The sequence below is a fragment of the Paenibacillus sp. TAB_01 genome (assembly GCF_043945595.1).
Classification (GTDB): Bacteria; Bacillota; Bacilli; order Paenibacillales; family NBRC-103111; genus Paenibacillus_S.
In genome coordinates this window covers 105,046-125,000 of the sequence record NZ_JBIFNP010000002.1, presented here as the reverse complement: position 1 = coordinate 125,000, position 19,955 = coordinate 105,046, and the positions used below count along the sequence as shown (strand labels likewise).

Here is a 19,955-nt window from a genome sequence, read left to right as displayed (position 1 = left end):
CGAACCCACGAATGTTGAAAAATTCGGGGATGAGGTGGGGGTAGCGGAGAAATTCCAATCGAACTCGGAGATAGCTGGTTCTCCCCGAAATAGCTTTAGGGCTAGCCTCGGGAGATGAGTAGTGGAGGTAAAGCACTGATTGGGTGCGGGGCCCGCCAAGGGTTACCAAGTCCAGTCAAACTCTGAATGCCACATACTTTATCCCGGGAGTCAGACAGTGAGTGCTAAGATCCATTGTCAAGAGGGAAACAGCCCAGATCATCAGCTAAGTGCCCCAAGTGTGTGTTAAGTGGGAAAGGATGTGGAGTTGCAAAGACAACCAGGATGTTGGCTTAGAAGCAGCCACCATTGAAAGAGTGCGTAATAGCTCACTGGTCGAGTGACTCTGCGCCGAAAATGTAACGGGGCTAAACACACCACCGAAGCTATGGCTCGTGCAAACAAGATTTGCACTTGGGTAGGGGAGCGTTGTATGTAGGTAGAAGGTGTACCGTAAGGAGCGCTGGACAGCATACAAGTGAGAATGCCGGTATGAGTAACGAAAAGATCAGTGAGAATCTGATCCGCCGAAAGCCTAAGGGTTCCTGAGGAAGGCTCGTCCGCTCAGGGTAAGTCGGGACCTAAGGCGAGGCCGAAAGGCGTAGTCGAAGGACAACAGGTTGAAATTCCTGTACCACCGTGAACCGTTATGAGCAATGGGGTGACGCAGAAGGATAGTGACGCGGATTGATGGATGTCCGTCCAAGCAGAGAGGCTGGTGTGTAGGCAAATCCGCACATCGTAAGGCTGGTCTGTGATGGGGAGCGAAAATTGCAGTAGCGAAGGTCATGAGTTCAGGCTGCCAAGAAAAGCCTCTAGCCAGGGAGAAGGTGCCCGTACCGCAAACCGACACAGGTAGGCGAGCAGAGCATGCTAAGGCGCGCGGAAGAACTCTCGTTAAGGAACTCGGCAAAATGACCCCGTAACTTCGGGAGAAGGGGTGCCTCGGTAGGGTGAATAGCCCGAGGGGGCCGCAGTGAAAAGGCCCAAGCGACTGTTTAGCAAAAACACAGGTCTGTGCGAAGCCGCAAGGCGAAGTATACGGGCTGACGCCTGCCCGGTGCTGGAAGGTTAAGGGGAGTGGTTAGGGGTTTACCCCGAAGCTATGAACCGAAGCCCCAGTAAACGGCGGCCGTAACTATAACGGTCCTAAGGTAGCGAAATTCCTTGTCAGGTAAATTCTGACCCGCACGAATGGCGTAACGACTTGGGCGCTGTCTCAACGAGAGATCCGGTGAAATTTTAATACCTGTGAAGATGCAGGTTACCCGCGACAAGACGGAAAGACCCCATGGAGCTTTACTGCAGCTTGATATTGGACTTTGGTACGATCTGTACAGGATAGGTGGGAGCCTGAGAAGCCTGAGCGCCAGCTTGGGTGGAGGCGACGTTGGGATACCACCCTGATCGTATCGGAGTTCTAACCTGGTACCGTAAGCCGGTATGGGGACAGTGTCAGGTGGGCAGTTTGACTGGGGCGGTCGCCTCCTAAAAAGTAACGGAGGCGCCCCAAGGTTCCCTCAGAATGGTTGGAAATCATTCGAAGAGTGCAAAGGCATAAGGGAGCTTGACTGCGAGACAAACAGGTCGAGCAGGGACGAAAGTCGGGCTTAGTGATCCGGTGGTACCGCATGGAAGGGCCATCGCTCAACGGATAAAAGCTACCCTGGGGATAACAGGCTTATCTCCCCCAAGAGTCCACATCGACGGGGAGGTTTGGCACCTCGATGTCGGCTCATCGCATCCTGGGGCTGAAGTAGGTCCCAAGGGTTGGGCTGTTCGCCCATTAAAGCGGTACGCGAGCTGGGTTCAGAACGTCGTGAGACAGTTCGGTCCCTATCTGTCGTGGGCGCAGGAAATTTGAGAGGAGCTGTCCTTAGTACGAGAGGACCGGGATGGACGTACCGCTGGTGTACCAGTTGTTCCGCCAGGAGCACGGCTGGATAGCTACGTACGGACGGGATAAGCGCTGAAAGCATCTAAGCGTGAAGCCCCCCTCAAGATGAGATTTCCCAGTATGTAAGACCCCTTGAAGACGACGAGGTAGATAGGTTCGGGGTGGAAGTGCCGTAAGGTATGGAGCTGACGAATACTAATCGGTCGAGGGCTTATCCAAGAGAACAGCAAAGAAGAAGGATGTATGCTTGTTTCGTATCTAGTTTTCAGGGTAACAACCTTGAAACAAATAGCTGCATGTCCTTTATAGGGATGGATATTTTCTTGCAGCGTTTTCGAAGAAGCAACGCTTCGAAAAATCCCAGGCTTACGTAGCCAGCTTTCTAACGAAAGCACATCGTTTGGTGATGATGGCGGAGGGGAACCACGCGTTCCCATCTCGAACACGACCGTTAAGCCCTCCAGCGCCGATGGTACTTGAACCGAAGGGTTCCGGGAGAGTAGGACGTCGCCAAGCGAATTATTTAAATAGCACCCTGTGCTATCCAATGAACTTTCATTCCCTGATAGCTCAGTTGGTAGAGCACTCGACTGTTAATCGAGTTGTCACAGGTTCGAGTCCTGTTCGGGGAGCCATCTGGAGAGGTGTCCGAGCTGGCCGAAGGAGCACGATTGGAAATCGTGTAGGCGTCACAAGCGTCTCGAGGGTTCGAATCCCTCTCTCTCCGTAGCAATACTTTAAAGCAAGGCCCGTTGGTCAAGGGGTTAAGACACCTCCCTTTCACGGAGGTAACAGGGGTTCGAATCCCCTACGGGTCACCATTATTGTCCCATGGAGGCTTAGCTCAGCTGGGAGAGCATCTGCCTTACAAGCAGAGGGTCGGCGGTTCGATCCCGTCAGCCTCCACCATATAAAGTATAACGACGCGGGGTGGAGCAGCCCGGTAGCTCGTCGGGCTCATAACCCGAAGGCCGCAGGTTCAAATCCTGCCCCCGCAACCAATTTATTTTTGAAGTAAGGTTATCCTGCTTTGAAAATTCAAGTGTGGAGCCGTGGTGTAGAGGCCTAACATGCCTGCCTGTCACGCAGGAGACCGCGGGTTCGAATCCCGTCGGCTCCGCCATTTATTTGCTGTCGTGTTATCCTTTTCATTGTTGGTTGGCTTTGGTTGTGTAATATTATGTCTGCCGTCGTAGCTCAATCGGTAGAGCAACTGAATCGTAATCAGTAGGTTGGGGGTTCAAGTCCTCTCGACGGCACCATTGTAACAATTGAATATGGCGGTCGTGGCGAAGGGGTTAACGCACTGGTCTGTGGCTCCAGCATTCGTGGGTTCAAGTCCCATCGATCGCCCCATTTTCAACCCAAACTATTGGGGATTAGCCAAGCGGTAAGGCAACGGACTTTGACTCCGTCATGCCTAGGTTCGAATCCTAGATCCCCAGCCATTAGTTTGAGCCATTAGCTCAGTTGGTAGAGCACCTGACTTTTAATCAGGGTGTCGTAGGTTCGAGTCCTACATGGCTCACCATTTTTACTTAAGCGCGCGTATGGCGGAATTGGCAGACGCACTAGACTTAGGATCTAGCGGGCGACCGTGGGGGTTCAAGTCCCTCTACGCGCATTGTTTTTGCGGAAGTGGCTCAGCGGTAGAGCATCGCCTTGCCAAGGCGAGGGTCGCGGGTTCGATTCCCGTCTTCCGCTCCAAAAAAAGCATTGCATTTTGCAATCAATTATAGTATGATTTCTTTTGTCTCATCATTGGAGTATGCGGAAGTGGCTCAGCGGTAGAGCATCGCCTTGCCAAGGCGAGGGTCGCGGGTTCGATTCCCGTCTTCCGCTCCATTAAATGAGCCGGTATGGCGGAATTGGCAGACGCGCGCGACTCAAAATCGTGAGGGAAACCGTGGGGGTTCAAGTCCCTCTACCGGCACCATATCTTCGGGACGTAGCTCAGCTTGGTAGAGCACCTGGTTTGGGACCAGGGGGTCGCATGTTCAAATCGTGTCGTCCCGACCACTTAATTCCATAGCGAGCGGGTGTAGTTCAATGGTAGAACTCCAGCCTTCCAAGCTGGTAGCGTGGGTTCGATTCCCATCACCCGCTCCATATTTATGTTCCAGTAGCTCAGCTGGATAGAGCAACGGCCTTCTAAGCCGTCGGTCGGGGGTTCGAATCCCTCCTGGGACGTATTCAAGAAATCAAATAACAATTTAAGAACCGCTAAAAGCCTTGATACATAAGGGTTTTGGCGGTTTTTTCTTACTTTTAAAATGACGATAAATAACATATGAATAAAATTATTTTTACACATATTTTACACAGCCAATTCCCTAAATACGTCGACCGTCATCTTTTCATCCTGTTCCCTAAGTTCTTTGATGATGTGAGCATAGTGCTTCATAGTCGTATCAATGTCCCCATGTCCAAGTCTTTCGGAGACGTAATAGATTGAGACTTTTTTGTAAAGTAGGATGCTTGCATGAGTATGGCGTAGGCCATGTATGCTGATAGGATCAATATTAAGTTTCTTTAACAAATTTTCCAGTGTCTTATTTGCTGCAACGTTACTAAGAACTTTATATTTTGAAGATGGACTAAAAAAAACGAGTTTGTGGATATTATCGGGGACGGTATCAAACCACTTTTTGAAGACGGCCATGGTCGTACTATCCATTTTGATTTTACGTATAGATTGTTCATTCTTAGTAGCCCCAGATCCCTCGTGCATCTTGCTGGTATAACCCCACGTCTTGTTAACTGTGAGTTCATTTTTTTCAAAATTAAAATCCGAACGGGTCAAGCCGACCATCTCCGCGAAGCGCATTCCTGATGTGAGACCTAGTAGAATAAGATAATGGGACAGTTCTCTTGGCTTGTCCAAGGCGCGTAGTAGGCGTTTGCTTTCAAAATAGTTAAGGTGTTTTTCTTCAGGACGTTTAGACGGCACATTACCGGATAGGACAGCGCCGCGGGTAAAGTCCATTTGGATAAGTCCCTCATCGATCGCATCGCGAACGCAAGCACGTATATGCGTGTTAAGTTTGCGTGTTGTGTCTTTGGCATGGTTTTCTGCGTATTTGTTTAAAAATTCTTGGTACGATCGCTTGGTGATATTCTGTATTGCGATGCCTGCAAAATTTTCTTCCACGGTTTGCTGAGATGTCAAATACCTTGCAAGAGTATTTTTCCCAATTCCTTTTTTATAAACTTCAATCCAATTTGCGAAATATTTGTCAAATGGCTCGGGCTTAAGGTGAGGAACAATTCCCCTATTCAAATTATTTTCTACTTCTACCGCGGCGGCTTTTGCTTCGGCTTTGGTAATAAACCCTCCTTTCCGTATCGGCGCTGGTTTGCCATTGACTGTTCGACTGATAGTATACTGCCACGTTTTTCCACGTTTTTGAAACGATGCCAATTTACTTCCTCCCAACAAACATATGTTCTGATTTTAGGCATATTTAAACAGCCTTGCGGCTGGAAAGCGCAAAGTTCATAAAAAAGTATGAAACATCTCTGGTACCCCGCAACGTAAAAGAAATTGGTGTTTTGTCTCGCCTGGTACAGGTTGATTGTCCCCGATCAAGAGGTAGACGGCAAAGCGATGTGCTTGGCGTTCCAACTTGTCCGCTAATTGAAGTGTATTGCTCCTGAGGAATGGTACATTTACATCCGGATGCAGAACGTCATGTCCCAACTCGTGTGCACTGGTATACAGAACACATTCATAAGTGATCCTATTATTAATATGAATGTAGGGTATTCGTTTTATGCGAGTGTAGTAACCCCATGTATGTTTCCCTAAGTCTTCGTAAAGAATCTCGATTTTTCTCTCTGATGCAATTTTCAAAGGTGAATTAGTTCCATGAGAGATAATGAGCTCCCGAGCTTTTTTTCTCTCCATCACGATGCCCCCGGAATTATTTTCTATATTTTTTCGGAGTGAACTTTTTCTTCGCCATCTCACGCGACATACGCAGGGTGTTTTCTAAAGAAATACGAAGTAGTTCACGGTCTTCCTCATCCATCGGTTCCCCCAAAAAAGAAAGTGCCGAATCCGAATCTAGTTCCTCCATCATGGCTTCAAGCTTTTTAGCAATGTCTTTCTCGTCTTTCGCAGTGATAGCATAATAGGGTTCTTGTTTTTCAGCGATTATTTGATCAGTGGGTACAGATGCATTCTGATCATCTGAAAGGCCAAGTAAGTAATCAGCACTAACATTAAATATCTTTGACAAGCCAGCAGCAACATCCGCACTTAAATTTCGTTTTCCGCGTTCAATGTTGTAATAGTATTGAGCAGATATTCCTAACTTATCAGCGATTTCGGTCCCACTTAACTCTTTAGCTCTTCTTATTGTTCTTATTCGATGCGATGGAATATTCATCTAAACTAACAACCCTTCATCTATTTATTATTATCTTATCATCTATTAGTTAAATGATCAATAAACAAATAGATTAAAAATTGAGCAAAACGAAGCATATTTCAGTAAATAGGCGCAAAAAGTTGAATTAAGAGTGTTTTCGCTTTAAAATACTCCTATTTGATTAATTTTGTTATTTGTATGTATTAATCAAATAGGATAATATTTAATCAAGGGGGTGATAGGAAGATGGATTTTTCAGAGTCGGTAAAAAAAATACTAAAGAGTCGTGATTTAAGCCCTTCTGATCTTGCGCGCTTAACTGGTTACACGCCGCAATATATTCACAACTTACTGGACGGTAAGCGCCGATGGAATGAAACGACCATTAACCGAACATGTGGGGCTCTTGGTCTGGAAATAAAAATCGAAACTGTATAAGGAAAATTGATCCTGGGAGATGTATGAAATGCAACAACTAACCGTGCAACTCTCGATTCCGATCCCTGCTGATTCTGTTTTAATCAGCAAGGTAGAATTTGAAGAGTTAAAAAAACAAGAACTTACCGGCATTTATTGGTCTATGCAAGATTTGGAACATCGGGTGAGCAAAGGTCAGGTTTGGATTAAAGAAAATATTTTATTCCAGCCGCGGTTTAAAAAGATTTTGGATGTTGAGCAAGGTGGGTTCGTATTCTACCCCAAGGCAAAGGGCCAAAATTGGTCCTTTCATGCGGCTCGCATGGCTGATTTCTTGGATAAACGGTTTAAGGACATATTTTCTTAAAGAGGAACGGAGGGGCACCATGCCATTATCTTGCATTTCAGAAGTAAAAGAAACGAGCAACGTTAACGAGGTTAATTTCCTGTTGAAAGAAGGATGGCGCCTATTGATGGTAGGCGCCAGTTGCGGGAAGTTTCATTATGTTCTCGGTCAGAACAAAAAATGATTACTCGTCTTTCATTATCCGCCGCATGTTAACTTCGTACTCTTCGTTCATAAGTCTTTGTCTCTTTACGGATTGCGGGAGTCCCAAAGAGTATAAGAACGACGGGGTAGAATCAATAATAGCGAAACCCGTTTCGAGAAGAATCCATTTGTCTTTTAAATAAACATTTGCTGATTCCTCAGATACGACTTCTACGATTTCAACAATTGGATCTTCAAATTGACTGTCCTTCAAGATGTCTATCTCCTTTCATCGAATTTGTGAGTCTAAACAACTTCCAATATTCGACTAGTGAGGAAAAAAACCTGCAAAATCCTTGAAAATAGAATGCACCTGAATGGAGGCTCACTGAAAATTATGCAGATGACCAATATCCACGATCAACGCCGTCGGGACAAACTGGCGGCAGCTCTTCGGAAGGCCGAAGAGCAAGCAGCGACATGTATCGTTTATCTGACCGCTAACGAGAGGCCCGATGAAGAGGTAAACAACGCGTATCTGGCCCTGGAGCATATCAGGATTTCACTGGAACATCTAGGCGAAGAGGTTGCACCCATGCCTGGGCAGGAGGGCATTCATGCTAACCACTAAACGAATATGGATGGGTTTGAGCAAGGGCGAGAAGCTTTGTTGCTTGGAATACGCGGCATATCTAACTAGAAAGCGGTGGGGTAAATGAGCGGAGCTGTTGGAAATAAAAAAGGCCCTTTGTCGGAAGGGCCCTCAAGCAAAATCACTATGGATAATATAACACATCTGAACAGTATTGAAAACAGCGGTGTTATCACAGGCAAGCATCCGGTCTTTTTTGACGGAATGGAAATGAAACTGATTGAACACGCACTCAAATATATGGCTGAGAAGGACGAGCAAGCCGGCTTTAAGCTGAATGCCCAAATGGGTAGAATCCTGGCAGAGCGCATCGAGGCGGCACGTGTCGAGTTCCATGCTCGGACTTATGCTCAAATGGTGCTCAGGTACGAATTGCCTCAAGTAGGCGAGAGATAGTGCGCTAGACGATGGAGCGTCGGCTCTATCGCAGACGGATTAGAAAGCTGATCCGCCTGCGATGCGGCCGATACAAGGAGGATTATGACATGTTGCTGCTAAAAGACGATCACATTCGACTTCATGATGGACGAGCTGCCGAAGTGTTGGATACATGGGGTGCAGCTCGTTGCCTTGCTAAGATCGTTTTTCATGATGGTAGCACAGAGTTTATTATCTCCGAACGAGACGTTGCAGCTATATTACGCCGTCCAGCACTGGAACGGAAAAAGAGGGGAGGGTGGTAAACATGTCAATTAGCATCGATCAATTGGCAGGCGGTGGTGCATCGGAGCGTATTCAGCGTGAGCTTAACAAAATCGCGGAAAATGTACTGGATCCCAACACGAAGCCGGATGCCGTCAGGAAGCTGACCATTGAAATATCGATCAAGCCGAACGATGCAAGGCAACTCGGTGATGCTGAGATCAACGTCAAATCATCGCTAGCTCCTGCTAAAGGGTTGCCGTCAGCTTTCGTTTTTGATTATGACAATGAGGGCAACGCTGTCATGCAGGAGTTGAGAATGAGCAAAGACCGAAATCAGACAGCGGTTGACGACAATGGAGATATTGTCGATGGCACAGGCGCACCTTTAGGTAAGGTGGTCAATATGTCGCCGTTCAGGTAATTAAAAAATTGGAGGAGATCCCCTTGATTAAAGAAGCAATCGATAAAATTTTAAGCCTTTCCAAGCATACTGCACCGATCCAAACGGTCGATATTAACGGTCAAACGTACACCAGCGCGGAATTGACCAAGATCAAAACGCCGTTAATCGGTAACATTGAAGTTCATAATCTCAGCGGCATCGTCGAGTATCTGCTTTCGGACTTTGACAGCAGACTTCCCGTCATCGTACATGTTATCTCGCCTACAGAGGTTCATGTGCTTACCGGCCTCAATGGCAATCTGGATCGGAGCACATTGATCAAGGCAACGGCATTGCTTCCACGGATCAGGTTCAACGAATACGCTGATCTGGAATCGTTCAATGTTATGCTTCAAAGCTGTTTTGTTCCTGGAAGCATCGAAGAGTTGCGCAATGATCGGGAAAGCGTACTAAAGTTGGTTGGTAATGTTAAGGATGAGCAGGTCATGTCCTATGGTGACGATGGGATCAGTCAGTCGGTTGCGGCCAAAACCGGAGTTGCCACAGTGGAGAATGTCGCGGTTCCTAACCCTGTTTACCTCAAGCCGTTCCGTACTTTCGTGGAGATCGAGCAGCCTTTGTCTGCATTTGTCCTACGGATGCGTAAAGGGCCCGAAGTTGCACTCTTCGAGGCGGACGGCGGGGCATGGAAAGTGGTTGCTATCCAACGTATCAAGGAATTCCTCTTCGCCAATCTTAGGGAGCGCGTAGAGAACAAAGAAGTCGTCATCGTTGGCTAACTGATCTATACATACCAGGGGCCGCATGGCCCTTGGTTTAAGGAGGGAACGTCATGCCAATACAAGCGGCTCTTCGTCAAATTCAAAAGGAAATAGGCGACAACGCCAAAGACAAAATGTATGCCTATGTCGGCGGTCAGCTGATGAAGTACATTCGTGAGAACCCGGATAAAGCAGAGCTTTTCAGCGCGGAGGGAAAATCGATTAAGGGCAGCTTCGATGCCATGCGCAAAGCTGCTGAAAAGGTGAAAGTCGGTAACATGGCCGTGCTTGATCCTGATGAGGGCATGGCTATCGTACTGGAGTATTACGGTATCAAACAAGAAAAACCAGCGCCTGAGCCGGAGCCGATGGAAATCGGTCTCAAGGTCGATCTGGACGAGCTGCTGTTATAGGGGGCAAGGGTGAAATGAACAACTACCAATCGTTCCGAGCGCACTTCAATCCCGAGATCAGTAAGTCTCTTGTTCGCTATGTGTCCGAAACCGTGCTCAAACATAGTCGTTATCTTTTCGTAAAATCCGTTGTCGGAGTGCAATACGCATATTGTACTCATTGCGGCAAAACGCATCGTACTTCAAAGCACCTAAAACATAAGCAATCTGATTTGGCTGTTTGCCCGAACTGCAAGTCAAGATGTAAGGTTCAGGCTGCGGGAGTGAGTCGTAAATACATGGAAGACAAGGCTGTTCTCATCTGGTATGAAAAGTCTAAACTTAATCCTCACGCAATTACAGCAAGAGTGATTTCGGTTTTTAGAAACTATACAGATGATTACACTAAGGTCGAGACAAAGTATAACTGCATCAATATGTATCTCTTCGAACCAGGAAAAAGTGAATATTGGCATGGTTATACGAAAATGGTTACAGTTCATTCCGCATTCGATAAATATTATGGTAGCTATCATAAATTTGTGTCTTTCGGAAATATCCGTCAAGCAGTGAAAGGCACTCCATTTCAATACTCCACTTGGGAGAACTATAAAAAATATAGGAATCCACGATATGTGTCTGATATGACCGAATTTTTTGATCTTTATTCTCGTTATCCGTGTATAGAGTATCTTACAAAACTTGGATTCGAAAAGTTGGTATGGGCAAAGTTGTACAAGGAGTATACGCATGGGGCTGTTCATTGGCGCGGAAAAACAATCGATAAGGTGTTACGGATCAGTCGAGTTGACATCCAAGAGATTAGACGGTCTGGGCTTTCGTTCAACCCAGAAACACTTAAATATTTTCAGAGTCATAAACGATCAGGCGGCAGCCTTACAGCAGAGCAAGCGTTTGTTCAAGTCCAAATTGACAATAAACAATACGCAGAAGCATTCAAGAAAATGGAACAAGTAGCTTCAAAGCAACAAATACTGTCTTATCTGTTAAGGCAACATCGTCGGGATGGTTCCTCCATTCAAAATGTGTTTCGTGATTATCAAGATTATCTTAATCAGTGTCGAACGCTTGGAATGGACTTAAAAGAGGAACGTTATTTGTTCCCAAATGATTTGCATGTTGAACACCAGAAACTCACCAAGCGGATCAAACTAAAAAATGACCGTATCCTAATGAAAAAAATAGAAATTCGTTCGAAGGATCTTCAGAAATTAAATTATGAATATAACGGGTTGGTCATACGACCTATCGCTTCCTTGAATGAGCTTTTCGCAGAAGGCAAGAAACTGAATCATTGCGTAGGCCAGTATGCCAAAGAGTACGCTGAAGGGAAAACAAATCTATTCGTCGTGCGTCGGTTGGCATCCCCGGATACCCCTTTTTATACACTTGAGTGTTCATTCACGGCCGTGCGGCAATGCCGAGGTCTGAAAAATCGCGATATGACAGAAGAAGTTAACGATGTTGTAAATAGATTTGTCAAAACTAAATTAAAAGCTAAAAAGCGAAAATAGGCGGCTGTAGTATGACGGTAAAACCAAAACAGGAAGCATCGGTAGTAGTGCCAGCAGCGGAGACGGGAATTGCCTTGAGAACGCCGGAGGTCATTGCCGCTGAAATCCGGAGCATTGATGACCAGGCACGGCAATATGTTCTCCGGTCAGCTATTGAAATCGGAAATCGGCTTCATGAGGCCAAAGCCCTCGTAGCTCATGGTGAATGGGCAAAATGGTTGTCCGATAACGTGAATTATAGCCAGTCCTCGGCAAACAACTTCATGAAGGTCGCCTCTGAGTTTGGCAATTCCCAAGCTCTAGCAAGTTTAAACTATTCTCAGGCAGTTGCCTTGCTGTCGCTTCCTGTTGAAGAACGGGAACAATTTGTTGAAGAGAACAATGCAGCTGAGATGTCCAGCCGGGAATTGGCGGCAGCCATCAAAGAGAAAAAAGAGCTGGAAAAGCGGATCGCAGAGGAACAGGAACGCGCGAGGGCTGCGGAGGAACAAGCGGCAGCCGCAAAAACTGCCCGTGAATTGGTATCCAAAAACTTGGATGAAGCCTTTGCGGAAAAACGCGCGCTTGATGACCAGCTTGCTGCTGTGCAAGCCGAACTGGAGAAAGCACAAAAGGCCGGGGATAGCAAAGAAATGGCCAAGCTGAAAGCCGAAATCCGGAAGGCGGAAAAGAACAAATCCGAGCAGGAGACCAAGGTTTCGGAGCTTCAGAAACAATTGGATGATGTGAAGGCTGAGGCCGAGCGTGAAGTCGCTGAGCGGTTGCAGCAGCGCGAACAGGAGCTTGCGGAACAGGCCGCTAAGGAAAAGCAAGCCCTGCAGGAACAACTGGATAAAATGAACCAGCAGTTGGCCCGCAGTAACAATGAGCAGTTTCTAAAAGCCAAAATCCATATAGAGCAAATTGTTAAAGACGGGGATGCCCTGGTTAAGGCGATTGCGGCCGTGGCGGAGCAGGCAGAGCAGAACAAGCTGAAAACAGCCGCTACCAAGGTGATTGATCAGCTCCGCAGCTTGCTATGAAAGCTGAAAAACAAAAAACTCTCCCACATTTAGCCGAATGGGGAGAGAACAAAAACTTCCAATTATTATTATAGCATATTTCGGGAGGATCAACATGCCTAACGAACAAGGACGATATACCAAAGCGGAGGTCATTGCCAGCGGTTTGCCTTACTACATACCATCTTCAAAGCGTTGGACAAGCAGACCATACCCATTTGCCATACTGCTAAGCAAGTCTCGGTGTGCTCAATATGCCGTGCCTGTAGAGGAAGGAGAGCAGCCTGCTGCTTTCCTTTACTCTGCAAATGCCGGAATGGGGACGGATGACCTGAAGCACCGTTATGTACCCCTATACGACAGATCAAGCAAGCTAAAGAACAGAGAGGACGTGCGGCTGATCCCGCGCGAGCTCATGAACCAAGTAGTATAGGCATGAACGATTTCAACTATCTTCACGAGCAAAGTAGGTGATGAGGTGGACTATACCAAGGAGATCACCGCCTTCTATGATTGGCTGGAGACAAACACGTTGACTGATTCAGCTATTGTACTGTGGCACGCTTTGATGCACACATGCAATCGGGCTGGATGGCCGGACGAGTTTACTGTGGCCGTATCAACCCTTTCCAATAAAACGGGTTTAAAGAAGGATGCGATCAACCGAGCGCGTCACCGATTACAGCAAACAGGCAGAATTGATTTTCAGAGCAGAACCGGACAGCAGTCCGCGATATATAAGATTATTCCGTTTTGTGACGGTTTAAGCGACGCAAACCACGCCACAAACTGCGTCACAAGCCGAGCGCAAACTGCGTCACAAACCGCATCCATTATTATTTCTTCTTCTTCCTCTTCATCTTCTTATGAAAAAGGGGCCTATGAATCCTATTACGCAGCACATGAACGTGTTTTCGGTGTTGCGTGTAATCCGTTCCAAAGCCAAACCCTTGGGGCGTATATCGATCAAGACGGCATGGAGGAAGCTGTTGTCATACATGCCATCGAGAGGGCTGCGCTCGCATCAACGGGTTATAATTTCAAATTTATTACCCGGATATTGGATGATTACTTTAAATCCGGCGTTCGGACATTGGGCCAAGCGAAGGCAAACGATGCAGCTTACGATGCGAGAAAGAATAAGCCGCAGGGCAGCAGCCAGCGGGAAGACAAGGCAAGTTATTTTGCTGAGCAAGCGAGAAGGGAGCGCGAGCGCGAACATGAATAAAGCAGACATTTGGCAACTGTTTGAAAAAATTGTTTATTATTACCCTTCGTTCACCGGCGAGCCTGAAAAAGCAGCTGCTTGGTATGGGGTCCTTGAAAAAGTGCCGTATCATCAAGCGCTCGCGAACCTGAAGCATTACGCTTCCATAGCATCGAACAAATACCCGCCACATCCTGGCGCACTGGCAGATCAGCCGGAACATCGGGAAGGAAACTATGTGCCGAATGCGGAGGAAACGCGCAAAATGCTGGAGGAAATCGACCGTCTGAAAATGAGTGTTGGCGGAGAGATCCCCGAATCTGCAAGGGAAAGGATGCGTCAGCTTGCGAAAAATCGCAGAACAGTTTGATCGTCCCGTGCCTCATAATCCGGAGGCGGAGCAAGCCATATTGGGCGGGATTATTTCAGAGCCCAGTATCACCGATCAGGTACTTACAAGCGTTCAGGCGAGTGCGTTTTATATACCCCAGCACAGGAAAATCTATGCGTGCATAAAAGAGCTGGCCGCAGAGGAAAACCCGATCGACCTGATCCTACTCGTAAATAAACTAACGTTGAAGGGATGGCTGACAGAGGTTGGCGGCACGGGTTATGTCAGCGGGATTGCCAATGCGATCCCTACGGTCGCGAATATAGGCCATTATATTGACCTCGTTAACGAGAAGTTCAGGCAAAGGGAAATCATAGCTGCAGCAAACGAAATCACCGAATCGGCCTTTGACACGGAGGATGCAAGTCAAACCCTTGCAGCTGCTCAAAATAAGCTGGAGCAGTTGAGCGGAGGAAACACCAAATCGAAGGAGCCTCGCCGTTTAGGGAGTGTCCTTCAGGACTGCTATGAGGATCTTGAACAAAAGTACCTCAATCGAGACGGGACAGGCATAACCGGTATGCCTTCAGGCTATGGAGACCTGGATCGGATGACGGGAGGATTTCAAAATAGTGATTTAATCATTATTGGAGCTCGCCCTTCTGTTGGGAAAACGGCTTTTGCGCTGAATATTTCGAGAAACGCGGCCAAAGAAAGCAAGAAGGCAGTCGCCGTCTTTTCTCTTGAAATGAGTGAAAAACAGCTCGGCAACCGGATGTTAAGCGCTGAAGCCCATATCGATGGAATACGCCTCAGGTCGGGACATCTGGAAGGTGAAGACTGGGAGAAATTGACCATCGCCATATCCATGATGGATGAATACCCAATTTTGATAGATGACACCCCAGGTTTAACCGTTATGGAGATTCGGGCCAAATGCCGCAAGCTGGCCAAAGAGTATGATCTTGGCATGGTCATTATTGATTATCTGCAGCTGATCGAATCCGTGCATCGAAGTGGAATTAACCGGCAGCAAGAAATCACTGAAATATCTAGGGCACTCAAAATTTTGGCTAAAGAACTGAATGTGCCGGTTATTGCGTTGTCACAGCTCAGTCGATCACTCGAACAGCGCCAGGACAAACGCCCGATGATGTCTGACCTGCGGGAATCCGGAGCAATCGAACAGGATGCCGATATTGTTGCGTTCCTGTACCGTGACGACTATTACGATAAAGAAACTGAGAAGAAAAACATTATCGAAATCATCATCGCCAAGCAACGGAACGGCCCGGTAGGCACGGTGGAGCTGGCCTTTATCAAAAAATATAATAAGTTTCTGAGTTTGGAGCAGAGTAGTGTGGCCTAGATTGGCATAGAAAACGAGAGGACGGGGAACGAAATGAAACAGGGGAAAAATCCAACACTTAAGCAGAAGAAAGCAATAAAGGCAGCTGGGCTGAATGTTAATAACTGGTTGATCGAAAGGGACACTCCAGCAGAGCTCGTTTTAATTCATCGAAACACCGATACGGTTCGGAAGCTTCAAAAGGCTTGAAGTCAGGCGGTGTGCATGAGTGAAAATAAAAATTATCAACGGCGAAGGATGGTATGAAGGTCGGGAAGGGACTGAGTATACCGTCATCAGGACACAAAAAAACAGAAGTGGTAAAACGGAATTTATTATCTGGGAAAACGAAGCTGGCTATAGTTGGGTTGATGAAGATGACTGTGAAGTCATTCAATGAATAATTTTTCCCCTTGCGAGGTGAAGCGAAATGAAATGGGTAACAGTCTGCTGCGGCGAGAAGAAGGAGTACGCAAAAGAACTCATTCAGATTCAGCCTTGCCCGAAATGTGGAATGAAAGGTTGCTGGACCCAGGATACCTAAAAGGAGTGGAGAGCCATGCAGTTTGTTCAGCCAATCAGAAACACGGAAAAGCTGGAGCAGATGAAAGGCGTACTCCGGCAACAAAGCGATCGCGATTGGTTTTTGTTAGTCATGGGCATCAACGTCGGGCTGCGGATCGGTGATCTGCTCCGGCTACATGTCAAAGATGTGCGGAATAAGTCTCATCTGACGCACCGCGAACGCAAGACCGGCAAGATGCGCCGCTTCCCGATCAACGCGGAGCTGCGCGAGATCATCAACCAGTACACCAAAGGCATGCCGGACAACGCGCCGTTGTTTCCTTCGTACCGCACCAAGCAGAATATCGGAAGGACGCAGGCTTATCGCATCCTTAACCGAGCGGCGGCGGAAGTCGGGCTCTCGGAGGTCGGGACGCATACGCTGCGCAAGACGTTCGGCTATCATTTTTACCGAAAGTATAAAGACGTGGCGCTGCTGCAGCAAATATTCAATCACAGCGCGCCGTCGATCACGCTGCGGTACATCGGGATTAACCAGGATATTATAGACGAGGCCGTTGGCGGCTTCCATTTATAGGGAGGGATTATATGATTCCAGTAATGGTTTTACGAAATAAGTCTAATCCAGAACGTTACTTAGCTTTCGATAAAGACGCAAAGCTGAACATTTTAAACTCATTGGGCTTAACCGAATACGATTGCCACGGCGGCGTGTTGCATTATTGTATGGTCGAGAACAAGCCGGAGAATATTGAGAAATTACAGCAGATTGGAGTTCCTTTGGATGATATCAAATCCATGGTATCCAATGATGGGACAGAGATAGATATTGCAAAATTTGTCTTCACTTATGGCGAAGCAGAATGGTTTTCAAACGAGGAGTTCCTTGGCTATACGCCATGAACAGCTTGAATAATCAAATACATGGGAGGTTTTTCAATGAAAATGCATGTGATTAACGCAACGGACTTTATTTGGGCGGAAAGTGAAGAGAGTGCACGTAATCATTTCGTTAATGAAGTTCCAGATGAGGAAATCATATCAATGGCAGTGATGTCAGATGACACGCCAGTCTACATTCAAGAGCCCGCAGAAGGCGGCGAGTCCCTTTGGTGGTTTAAGAAGCACCCTGGATGGAACGTACTTGAAGAATCCACTCTCGGAGAATTTTTCAAGTCATATTGCAAAGGCGTTTCGCTCCCATTCATCGTTTATAGCACGAACTGGTAACGGAAATTCATGAATATTAAAGGACTTGGAGGATAAATGGAATGGTTAGAATGTCAGAGCAAACTATTGAGGAGTTCAAGAAAGCTGTAATGGAAATGGCGATTAATGGTTACGAATCGGATGTATCATTTAACAAAGAGGGTGCGCTTGAAAGAGCACTTGATTATGTGTTTAGACAGGCTCATTTAAGAGGCGGCTATGCTGCGAGAAATAATATTATCGAGTAATGGAGTTACGGGCAAGATTGAATAATCAAGGACATAAGGAGGAACTTATCGTGAGTTTGCTAAATGATCCAGAAGTGAAAAAGGCTCTCCAAGTTTTGAAAGATAAAGGTGTGCAGCTCTATGAAATCGAGTTATGGTACGGAGTCGCAGCCTATCAATCTAAATCTAATGATGAGATCGGAATATTCTTCTGTGGTAACTGCGGAGGTACGATCAACAAAGAATTGCTAAATGCAGAGAAGCCTGCGGATGATTGCGGGAACTGCGGGTTCAATGAATGGATTTTTGAACCAACGGGCGAAGAACGACTAGATAAGGATAGCAAATTGGATATTCTAAATTCATTTGGATTAACCGAATACGATTGCCACGGCGGCGTGTTGCATTATTGTATGATCGAGAACAAGCCGGAGAACATCGAGAAATTACAGCAGATTGGCGTTCCTTTGGATGAAATCAAAGCCGTGGTATCCAAGGATGGGAAAGAGATAGATATTGCAAAATTCGTCTTCACTTATGGCGAAGCAGAATGGTTTTCAAACGAGGAGTTCCTTGGCTATACGCCATGAACAGCTTGAATACTGAGGAACATGAAGGAGGATTCCATGAAAAAATACGTTATTGTCTCTCTTCGTCATAAGGATATGTTTTTCGGTGGAAATGCTCACCTGTTTTGGGGATCAGATCGGCAAGGATATACCGCCGTTCTCCAGACCGCAGGTCTTTATACCGAAGAAGAAGCGGCCAAGATAGCTAATGAAGATGACGTTCCAATCAACATCGATACCCTTGGATTCAAAGAGGAATTTTTTACCCCAACCAAAAGCGGATTTAAGGAGCTTCCGCAGCTTGTGCTTATCAATATCGAAAACAAAGGTATCGATGAACTGATTAAAGCTTCGCGGGCATGGTTCCGGCAGAGGAACGCAGGCTGAATACGGAAATACATGGGAGGCTCATTAAATGAAGCACAGATATGTGACATGTTCTTATAAATTATCTGAAACCGACTTTTGGAGATCGGGATATATTGACAATTCCTCGAATGATGTTTTTTCCGAAAGCGGTATGAACATGGGTAATGTATTCAAGCTTCACGGGTACATCGAAGGTATTGGTATTTTAAGTAAATGATTACGAACATTCGCTGAATATCGAAAGACATAAGAAAAGCGGGCAAAGTCCCGCTAGTCCATAAGGTCGCAAATCGTATTCATGTACAACGCCATTTCATGTGTCGCATCTGCTTCGGTCATACCAGCATTTATTAACGACTGTTTGTAATCGTCATAAGGATCACCATCGTAAGTCGATAGTCTGTACAAATAGTTAATCGTATTGGTATCTAACAACTTTAATCACCGCTTTCCGATTTAGTATTGTAATTATTTTACAATACATTTGTGGCGGCGGACAAGATGAATATTGAGGGACATGGAGGTGCCTATGAGAGCACTGAGTTTATTCAGCGGCATCGGCGGAATTGATCTTGCCTGCGAGTGGGCCGGCATCAAGACGGTGGCATTTTGCGAGTGGGCAGAATTTCCGCGTAAGGTGTTGCGAAAGCACTGGCCGGGCGTGCCTATTTATGAGGATGTTCGAACTTTATCGAAAGAGAGGTTAGATACTGATGGAATCGGGTCAATTGAGCTTATTCACGGGGGATACCCTTGCCAGCCTTTTAGTCATGCCGGGCAGCGAAAAGGCACGGAAGATGACCGTCACCTCTGGCCAGAATATTTCCGCTTGGTTAAAGAGCTCCGACCACGTTGGGTTGTTGGCGAAAATGTTGCTGGACATGTCACATTGGGCCTCGACATCGTGCTTACTGACCTGGAAGGTGAAGGATACACCGCGCGGCCGTTTATTATTCCAGCTGCAGCCGTCAATGCTCCACACCGAAGAGACAGAGTTTTTGTGGTTGCCCACTCCAACCAACAGCATGGCAACGATGGCCGACATGGAGCAGGCAAAATATTCAGGGAACGATCCACGCAGGCCGTCATATCAGGAGGCAAAACAGATGTGGCCGACTCCAACGGTGAACGGGAACTACAATCGGAAGGGGTCATCGGCGAAAGCTGGGGATGGACTGGCAACGGCAGTGAAGATGTTACCAACACCTCAAGCGCGGGATTACAGGAGTGGCGACGATCCGAGCGGACCAAGAGCGCAGCGGAAACGGGAACAAGGTTGGAGCCCCAATCTAAACGATGTAGTTCGGATGTTTCCGACGCCAACAGCGCAGGACGCGAAGAACAGCACGCTGCCCCCTTCACATATAGACAGAGACTCGGTGCCTGGGGCACTCCTTCGGGATGGGAACAGTGGTCAACTGAACCCGATGTGGGTCGAGTGGCTAATGGGATTCCCAATCGGGTGGACCGACTTAAAGCGCTCGGAAACGCCGTAGTGCCGCAGCAGATTTACCCAATCTTTAAAGCAATTATGGAGATCGAAGCGATGAACATTCGCTGAATAT

At 46.9% G+C, this 19,955-nt stretch carries 26 protein-coding genes, 17 tRNA genes and 2 rRNA genes (1 of these 45 running past the window's edge); 41 read left to right on the top strand and 4 right to left on the bottom strand.

The genetic code is table 11. The features are described from left to right. The 19 genes from ACHHV8_RS33825 to ACHHV8_RS33735 form a co-directional block, all read left to right on the top strand. A 23S ribosomal RNA gene (locus ACHHV8_RS33825) occupies positions 1-2,155 on the top strand (it extends 795 nt beyond the left edge of the window). A 180-nt stretch (positions 2,156-2,335) separates the two neighbouring features. After that, positions 2,336-2,452, top strand: a 5S ribosomal RNA gene (gene rrf / locus ACHHV8_RS33820). Positions 2,453-2,495: 43 nt separating this feature from the next. Then, positions 2,496-2,571 (top strand) — tRNA-Asn (locus ACHHV8_RS33815). 3 nt (positions 2,572-2,574) lie between these two features. Continuing rightward, positions 2,575-2,663: transfer RNA gene (locus ACHHV8_RS33810), tRNA-Ser, on the top strand. 19 nt (positions 2,664-2,682) lie between these two features. After that, positions 2,683-2,757: transfer RNA gene (locus tag ACHHV8_RS33805), tRNA-Glu, on the top strand. A gap of 12 nt (positions 2,758-2,769) precedes the next feature. Beyond that, positions 2,770-2,845 (top strand) — tRNA-Val (locus ACHHV8_RS33800). A gap of 15 nt (positions 2,846-2,860) precedes the next feature. Then, positions 2,861-2,937, top strand: a tRNA-Met gene (locus tag ACHHV8_RS33795). Positions 2,938-2,982: 45 nt separating this feature from the next. After that, positions 2,983-3,059 (top strand) — tRNA-Asp (locus ACHHV8_RS33790). 63 nt (positions 3,060-3,122) lie between these two features. Further along, a tRNA-Thr gene (locus ACHHV8_RS33785) sits at positions 3,123-3,198 on the top strand. 18 nt (positions 3,199-3,216) lie between these two features. Next, positions 3,217-3,292: transfer RNA gene (locus ACHHV8_RS33780), tRNA-His, on the top strand. Positions 3,293-3,309: 17 nt separating this feature from the next. Next, positions 3,310-3,384, top strand: a tRNA-Gln gene (locus tag ACHHV8_RS33775). Between the two features lie 7 nt (positions 3,385-3,391). Continuing rightward, positions 3,392-3,467: transfer RNA gene (locus ACHHV8_RS33770), tRNA-Lys, on the top strand. Positions 3,468-3,480: 13 nt separating this feature from the next. Continuing rightward, positions 3,481-3,560, top strand: a tRNA-Leu gene (locus ACHHV8_RS33765). 8 nt (positions 3,561-3,568) lie between these two features. Beyond that, positions 3,569-3,643, top strand: a tRNA-Gly gene (locus ACHHV8_RS33760). A gap of 63 nt (positions 3,644-3,706) precedes the next feature. Continuing rightward, positions 3,707-3,781 (top strand) — tRNA-Gly (locus ACHHV8_RS33755). Positions 3,782-3,789: 8 nt separating this feature from the next. Then, positions 3,790-3,872 (top strand) — tRNA-Leu (locus ACHHV8_RS33750). Positions 3,873-3,878: 6 nt separating this feature from the next. Next, positions 3,879-3,955: transfer RNA gene (locus ACHHV8_RS33745), tRNA-Pro, on the top strand. A 16-nt stretch (positions 3,956-3,971) separates the two neighbouring features. Beyond that, positions 3,972-4,045, top strand: a tRNA-Gly gene (locus tag ACHHV8_RS33740). A 7-nt stretch (positions 4,046-4,052) separates the two neighbouring features. Further along, a tRNA-Arg gene (locus ACHHV8_RS33735) sits at positions 4,053-4,126 on the top strand. Positions 4,127-4,253: 127 nt separating this feature from the next. On the opposite strand, the gene ACHHV8_RS33730 is transcribed toward ACHHV8_RS33735, so the two are convergent. From ACHHV8_RS33730 to ACHHV8_RS33720, 3 genes are all read right to left on the bottom strand, one after another. After that, positions 4,254-5,357, bottom strand: coding sequence for a tyrosine-type recombinase/integrase (locus ACHHV8_RS33730; RefSeq protein WP_395163849.1), 1,104 nt, complete (start codon positions 5,355-5,357; stop codon positions 4,254-4,256). Between the two features lie 75 nt (positions 5,358-5,432). After that, entirely contained in the window at positions 5,433-5,843 is a 411-nt protein-coding gene (locus tag ACHHV8_RS33725) for an ImmA/IrrE family metallo-endopeptidase (RefSeq protein ID WP_395163848.1), read from the bottom strand. Between the two features lie 16 nt (positions 5,844-5,859). Continuing rightward, entirely contained in the window at positions 5,860-6,327 is a 468-nt protein-coding gene (locus ACHHV8_RS33720; RefSeq protein ID WP_395163847.1) for a helix-turn-helix domain-containing protein, read from the bottom strand. Positions 6,328-6,555: 228 nt separating this feature from the next. Here ACHHV8_RS33720 and ACHHV8_RS33715 point away from each other — a divergent pair, with 228 nt between their 5' ends. Both ACHHV8_RS33715 and ACHHV8_RS33710 read left to right on the top strand, forming a co-directional pair. Then, the gene (locus ACHHV8_RS33715; RefSeq protein ID WP_395163846.1) at positions 6,556-6,747 is read left to right on the top strand and encodes a helix-turn-helix domain-containing protein; all 192 of its coding nucleotides are present in this window, start codon (positions 6,556-6,558) and stop codon (positions 6,745-6,747) included. A 28-nt stretch (positions 6,748-6,775) separates the two neighbouring features. Further along, entirely contained in the window at positions 6,776-7,093 is a 318-nt protein-coding gene (locus ACHHV8_RS33710; RefSeq protein WP_395163845.1) for a DUF771 domain-containing protein, read from the top strand. 163 nt (positions 7,094-7,256) lie between these two features. Here ACHHV8_RS33710 and ACHHV8_RS33705 read toward each other — a convergent pair whose 3' ends face one another. Further along, on the bottom strand, positions 7,257-7,490 hold the full coding sequence (locus ACHHV8_RS33705; protein WP_395163844.1) for a hypothetical protein: 234 nt from the start codon (positions 7,488-7,490) through the stop codon (positions 7,257-7,259). 123 nt (positions 7,491-7,613) lie between these two features. On the opposite strand from ACHHV8_RS33705, the gene ACHHV8_RS33700 reads away from it, so the two are divergent. From ACHHV8_RS33700 to ACHHV8_RS33605, 20 genes are all read left to right on the top strand, one after another. Next, positions 7,614-7,847, top strand: coding sequence for a hypothetical protein (locus tag ACHHV8_RS33700; protein WP_395163843.1), 234 nt, complete (start codon positions 7,614-7,616; stop codon positions 7,845-7,847). 84 nt (positions 7,848-7,931) lie between these two features. Continuing rightward, entirely contained in the window at positions 7,932-8,264 is a 333-nt protein-coding gene (locus ACHHV8_RS33695) for a hypothetical protein (RefSeq protein ID WP_395163842.1), read from the top strand. 89 nt (positions 8,265-8,353) lie between these two features. Beyond that, positions 8,354-8,551, top strand: a complete 198-nt coding sequence (locus ACHHV8_RS33690; RefSeq protein WP_395163841.1) for a hypothetical protein — start codon at positions 8,354-8,356, stop codon at positions 8,549-8,551. A 2-nt stretch (positions 8,552-8,553) separates the two neighbouring features. Next, positions 8,554-8,934, top strand: a complete 381-nt coding sequence (locus ACHHV8_RS33685) for a hypothetical protein (RefSeq protein WP_395163840.1) — start codon at positions 8,554-8,556, stop codon at positions 8,932-8,934. 23 nt (positions 8,935-8,957) lie between these two features. Then, entirely contained in the window at positions 8,958-9,695 is a 738-nt protein-coding gene (locus tag ACHHV8_RS33680; RefSeq protein WP_395163839.1) for a hypothetical protein, read from the top strand. 53 nt (positions 9,696-9,748) lie between these two features. After that, on the top strand, positions 9,749-10,090 hold the full coding sequence (locus ACHHV8_RS33675; RefSeq protein WP_395163838.1) for a hypothetical protein: 342 nt from the start codon (positions 9,749-9,751) through the stop codon (positions 10,088-10,090). 14 nt (positions 10,091-10,104) lie between these two features. Continuing rightward, a complete protein-coding gene (locus tag ACHHV8_RS33670) occupies positions 10,105-11,604 on the top strand; it encodes a PcfJ domain-containing protein (protein WP_395163837.1) in 1,500 nt (499 codons plus the stop codon). An 11-nt stretch (positions 11,605-11,615) separates the two neighbouring features. Beyond that, positions 11,616-12,626, top strand: a complete 1,011-nt coding sequence (locus ACHHV8_RS33665; protein ID WP_395163836.1) for a DUF3102 domain-containing protein — start codon at positions 11,616-11,618, stop codon at positions 12,624-12,626. Positions 12,627-13,083: 457 nt separating this feature from the next. Next, the gene (locus tag ACHHV8_RS33660) at positions 13,084-13,833 is read left to right on the top strand and encodes a DnaD domain-containing protein (protein ID WP_395163835.1); all 750 of its coding nucleotides are present in this window, start codon (positions 13,084-13,086) and stop codon (positions 13,831-13,833) included. Next, complete coding sequence (locus ACHHV8_RS33655) at positions 13,826-14,182, top strand: hypothetical protein (protein ID WP_395163834.1); 357 nt, start codon at positions 13,826-13,828, stop codon at positions 14,180-14,182. The genes ACHHV8_RS33660 and ACHHV8_RS33655 overlap by 8 nt, the downstream gene beginning before the upstream one ends. Beyond that, entirely contained in the window at positions 14,157-15,512 is a 1,356-nt protein-coding gene (gene dnaB, locus ACHHV8_RS33650) for a replicative DNA helicase (RefSeq protein WP_395163833.1), read from the top strand. The genes ACHHV8_RS33655 and dnaB overlap by 26 nt, the downstream gene beginning before the upstream one ends. A gap of 33 nt (positions 15,513-15,545) precedes the next feature. Beyond that, positions 15,546-15,701 carry a DUF6906 family protein gene (locus ACHHV8_RS33645; RefSeq protein ID WP_395163832.1) on the top strand — a complete coding sequence of 52 codons (156 nt, stop codon included), beginning with the start codon at positions 15,546-15,548 and terminating at the stop codon, positions 15,699-15,701. A gap of 19 nt (positions 15,702-15,720) precedes the next feature. After that, on the top strand, positions 15,721-15,891 hold the full coding sequence (locus tag ACHHV8_RS33640) for a hypothetical protein (RefSeq protein ID WP_395163831.1): 171 nt from the start codon (positions 15,721-15,723) through the stop codon (positions 15,889-15,891). Between the two features lie 159 nt (positions 15,892-16,050). Beyond that, positions 16,051-16,593: a site-specific integrase gene (locus ACHHV8_RS33635; RefSeq protein ID WP_395163830.1), complete on the top strand. Its 543-nt coding sequence runs from the start codon at positions 16,051-16,053 to the stop codon at positions 16,591-16,593. 11 nt (positions 16,594-16,604) lie between these two features. Beyond that, the gene (locus tag ACHHV8_RS33630; protein ID WP_395163829.1) at positions 16,605-16,919 is read left to right on the top strand and encodes a hypothetical protein; all 315 of its coding nucleotides are present in this window, start codon (positions 16,605-16,607) and stop codon (positions 16,917-16,919) included. Positions 16,920-16,955: 36 nt separating this feature from the next. Further along, positions 16,956-17,246, top strand: coding sequence for a hypothetical protein (locus ACHHV8_RS33625; RefSeq protein WP_395163828.1), 291 nt, complete (start codon positions 16,956-16,958; stop codon positions 17,244-17,246). 41 nt (positions 17,247-17,287) lie between these two features. Continuing rightward, positions 17,288-17,473 (top strand): hypothetical protein, encoded by a 186-nt coding sequence (locus ACHHV8_RS33620; RefSeq protein ID WP_395163827.1) that lies wholly within the window; start codon positions 17,288-17,290, stop codon positions 17,471-17,473. Between the two features lie 50 nt (positions 17,474-17,523). Beyond that, positions 17,524-18,042 carry a hypothetical protein gene (locus ACHHV8_RS33615; protein WP_395163826.1) on the top strand — a complete coding sequence of 173 codons (519 nt, stop codon included), beginning with the start codon at positions 17,524-17,526 and terminating at the stop codon, positions 18,040-18,042. A 36-nt stretch (positions 18,043-18,078) separates the two neighbouring features. After that, positions 18,079-18,408, top strand: coding sequence for a hypothetical protein (locus tag ACHHV8_RS33610; RefSeq protein ID WP_395163825.1), 330 nt, complete (start codon positions 18,079-18,081; stop codon positions 18,406-18,408). A gap of 511 nt (positions 18,409-18,919) precedes the next feature. Next, positions 18,920-19,951: a DNA cytosine methyltransferase gene (locus ACHHV8_RS33605; protein WP_395163824.1), complete on the top strand. Its 1,032-nt coding sequence runs from the start codon at positions 18,920-18,922 to the stop codon at positions 19,949-19,951. Positions 19,952-19,955 lie beyond the last annotated feature (4 nt).

Bases quoted from the DNA above. Each gene is read 5' to 3' on its own strand.
- ACHHV8_RS33725 (WP_395163848.1), bottom strand. From the start codon at position 5,843: ATGGAGAGAAAAAAAGCTCGGGAGCTCATTATCTCTCATGGAACTAAT.
- ACHHV8_RS33720 (WP_395163847.1), bottom strand. From the start codon at position 6,327: ATGAATATTCCATCGCATCGAATAAGAACAATAAGAAGAGCTAAAGAG.
- ACHHV8_RS33715 (WP_395163846.1), top strand. From the start codon at position 6,556: ATGGATTTTTCAGAGTCGGTAAAAAAAATACTAAAGAGTCGTGATTTA.
- ACHHV8_RS33710 (WP_395163845.1), top strand. From the start codon at position 6,776: ATGCAACAACTAACCGTGCAACTCTCGATTCCGATCCCTGCTGATTCT.
- ACHHV8_RS33700 (WP_395163843.1), top strand. From the start codon at position 7,614: ATGCAGATGACCAATATCCACGATCAACGCCGTCGGGACAAACTGGCG.
- ACHHV8_RS33695 (WP_395163842.1), top strand. From the start codon at position 7,932: ATGAGCGGAGCTGTTGGAAATAAAAAAGGCCCTTTGTCGGAAGGGCCC.
- ACHHV8_RS33690 (WP_395163841.1), top strand. From the start codon at position 8,354: ATGTTGCTGCTAAAAGACGATCACATTCGACTTCATGATGGACGAGCT.
- ACHHV8_RS33685 (WP_395163840.1), top strand. From the start codon at position 8,554: ATGTCAATTAGCATCGATCAATTGGCAGGCGGTGGTGCATCGGAGCGT.
- ACHHV8_RS33675 (WP_395163838.1), top strand. From the start codon at position 9,749: ATGCCAATACAAGCGGCTCTTCGTCAAATTCAAAAGGAAATAGGCGAC.
- ACHHV8_RS33670 (WP_395163837.1), top strand. From the start codon at position 10,105: ATGAACAACTACCAATCGTTCCGAGCGCACTTCAATCCCGAGATCAGT.
- ACHHV8_RS33665 (WP_395163836.1), top strand. From the start codon at position 11,616: ATGACGGTAAAACCAAAACAGGAAGCATCGGTAGTAGTGCCAGCAGCG.
- ACHHV8_RS33655 (WP_395163834.1), top strand. From the start codon at position 13,826: ATGAATAAAGCAGACATTTGGCAACTGTTTGAAAAAATTGTTTATTAT.
- ACHHV8_RS33645 (WP_395163832.1), top strand. From the start codon at position 15,546: ATGAAACAGGGGAAAAATCCAACACTTAAGCAGAAGAAAGCAATAAAG.
- ACHHV8_RS33635 (WP_395163830.1), top strand. From the start codon at position 16,051: ATGCAGTTTGTTCAGCCAATCAGAAACACGGAAAAGCTGGAGCAGATG.
- ACHHV8_RS33630 (WP_395163829.1), top strand. From the start codon at position 16,605: ATGATTCCAGTAATGGTTTTACGAAATAAGTCTAATCCAGAACGTTAC.
- ACHHV8_RS33625 (WP_395163828.1), top strand. From the start codon at position 16,956: ATGAAAATGCATGTGATTAACGCAACGGACTTTATTTGGGCGGAAAGT.
- ACHHV8_RS33620 (WP_395163827.1), top strand. From the start codon at position 17,288: ATGGTTAGAATGTCAGAGCAAACTATTGAGGAGTTCAAGAAAGCTGTA.
- ACHHV8_RS33610 (WP_395163825.1), top strand. From the start codon at position 18,079: ATGAAAAAATACGTTATTGTCTCTCTTCGTCATAAGGATATGTTTTTC.
- ACHHV8_RS33605 (WP_395163824.1), top strand. From the start codon at position 18,920: ATGAGAGCACTGAGTTTATTCAGCGGCATCGGCGGAATTGATCTTGCC.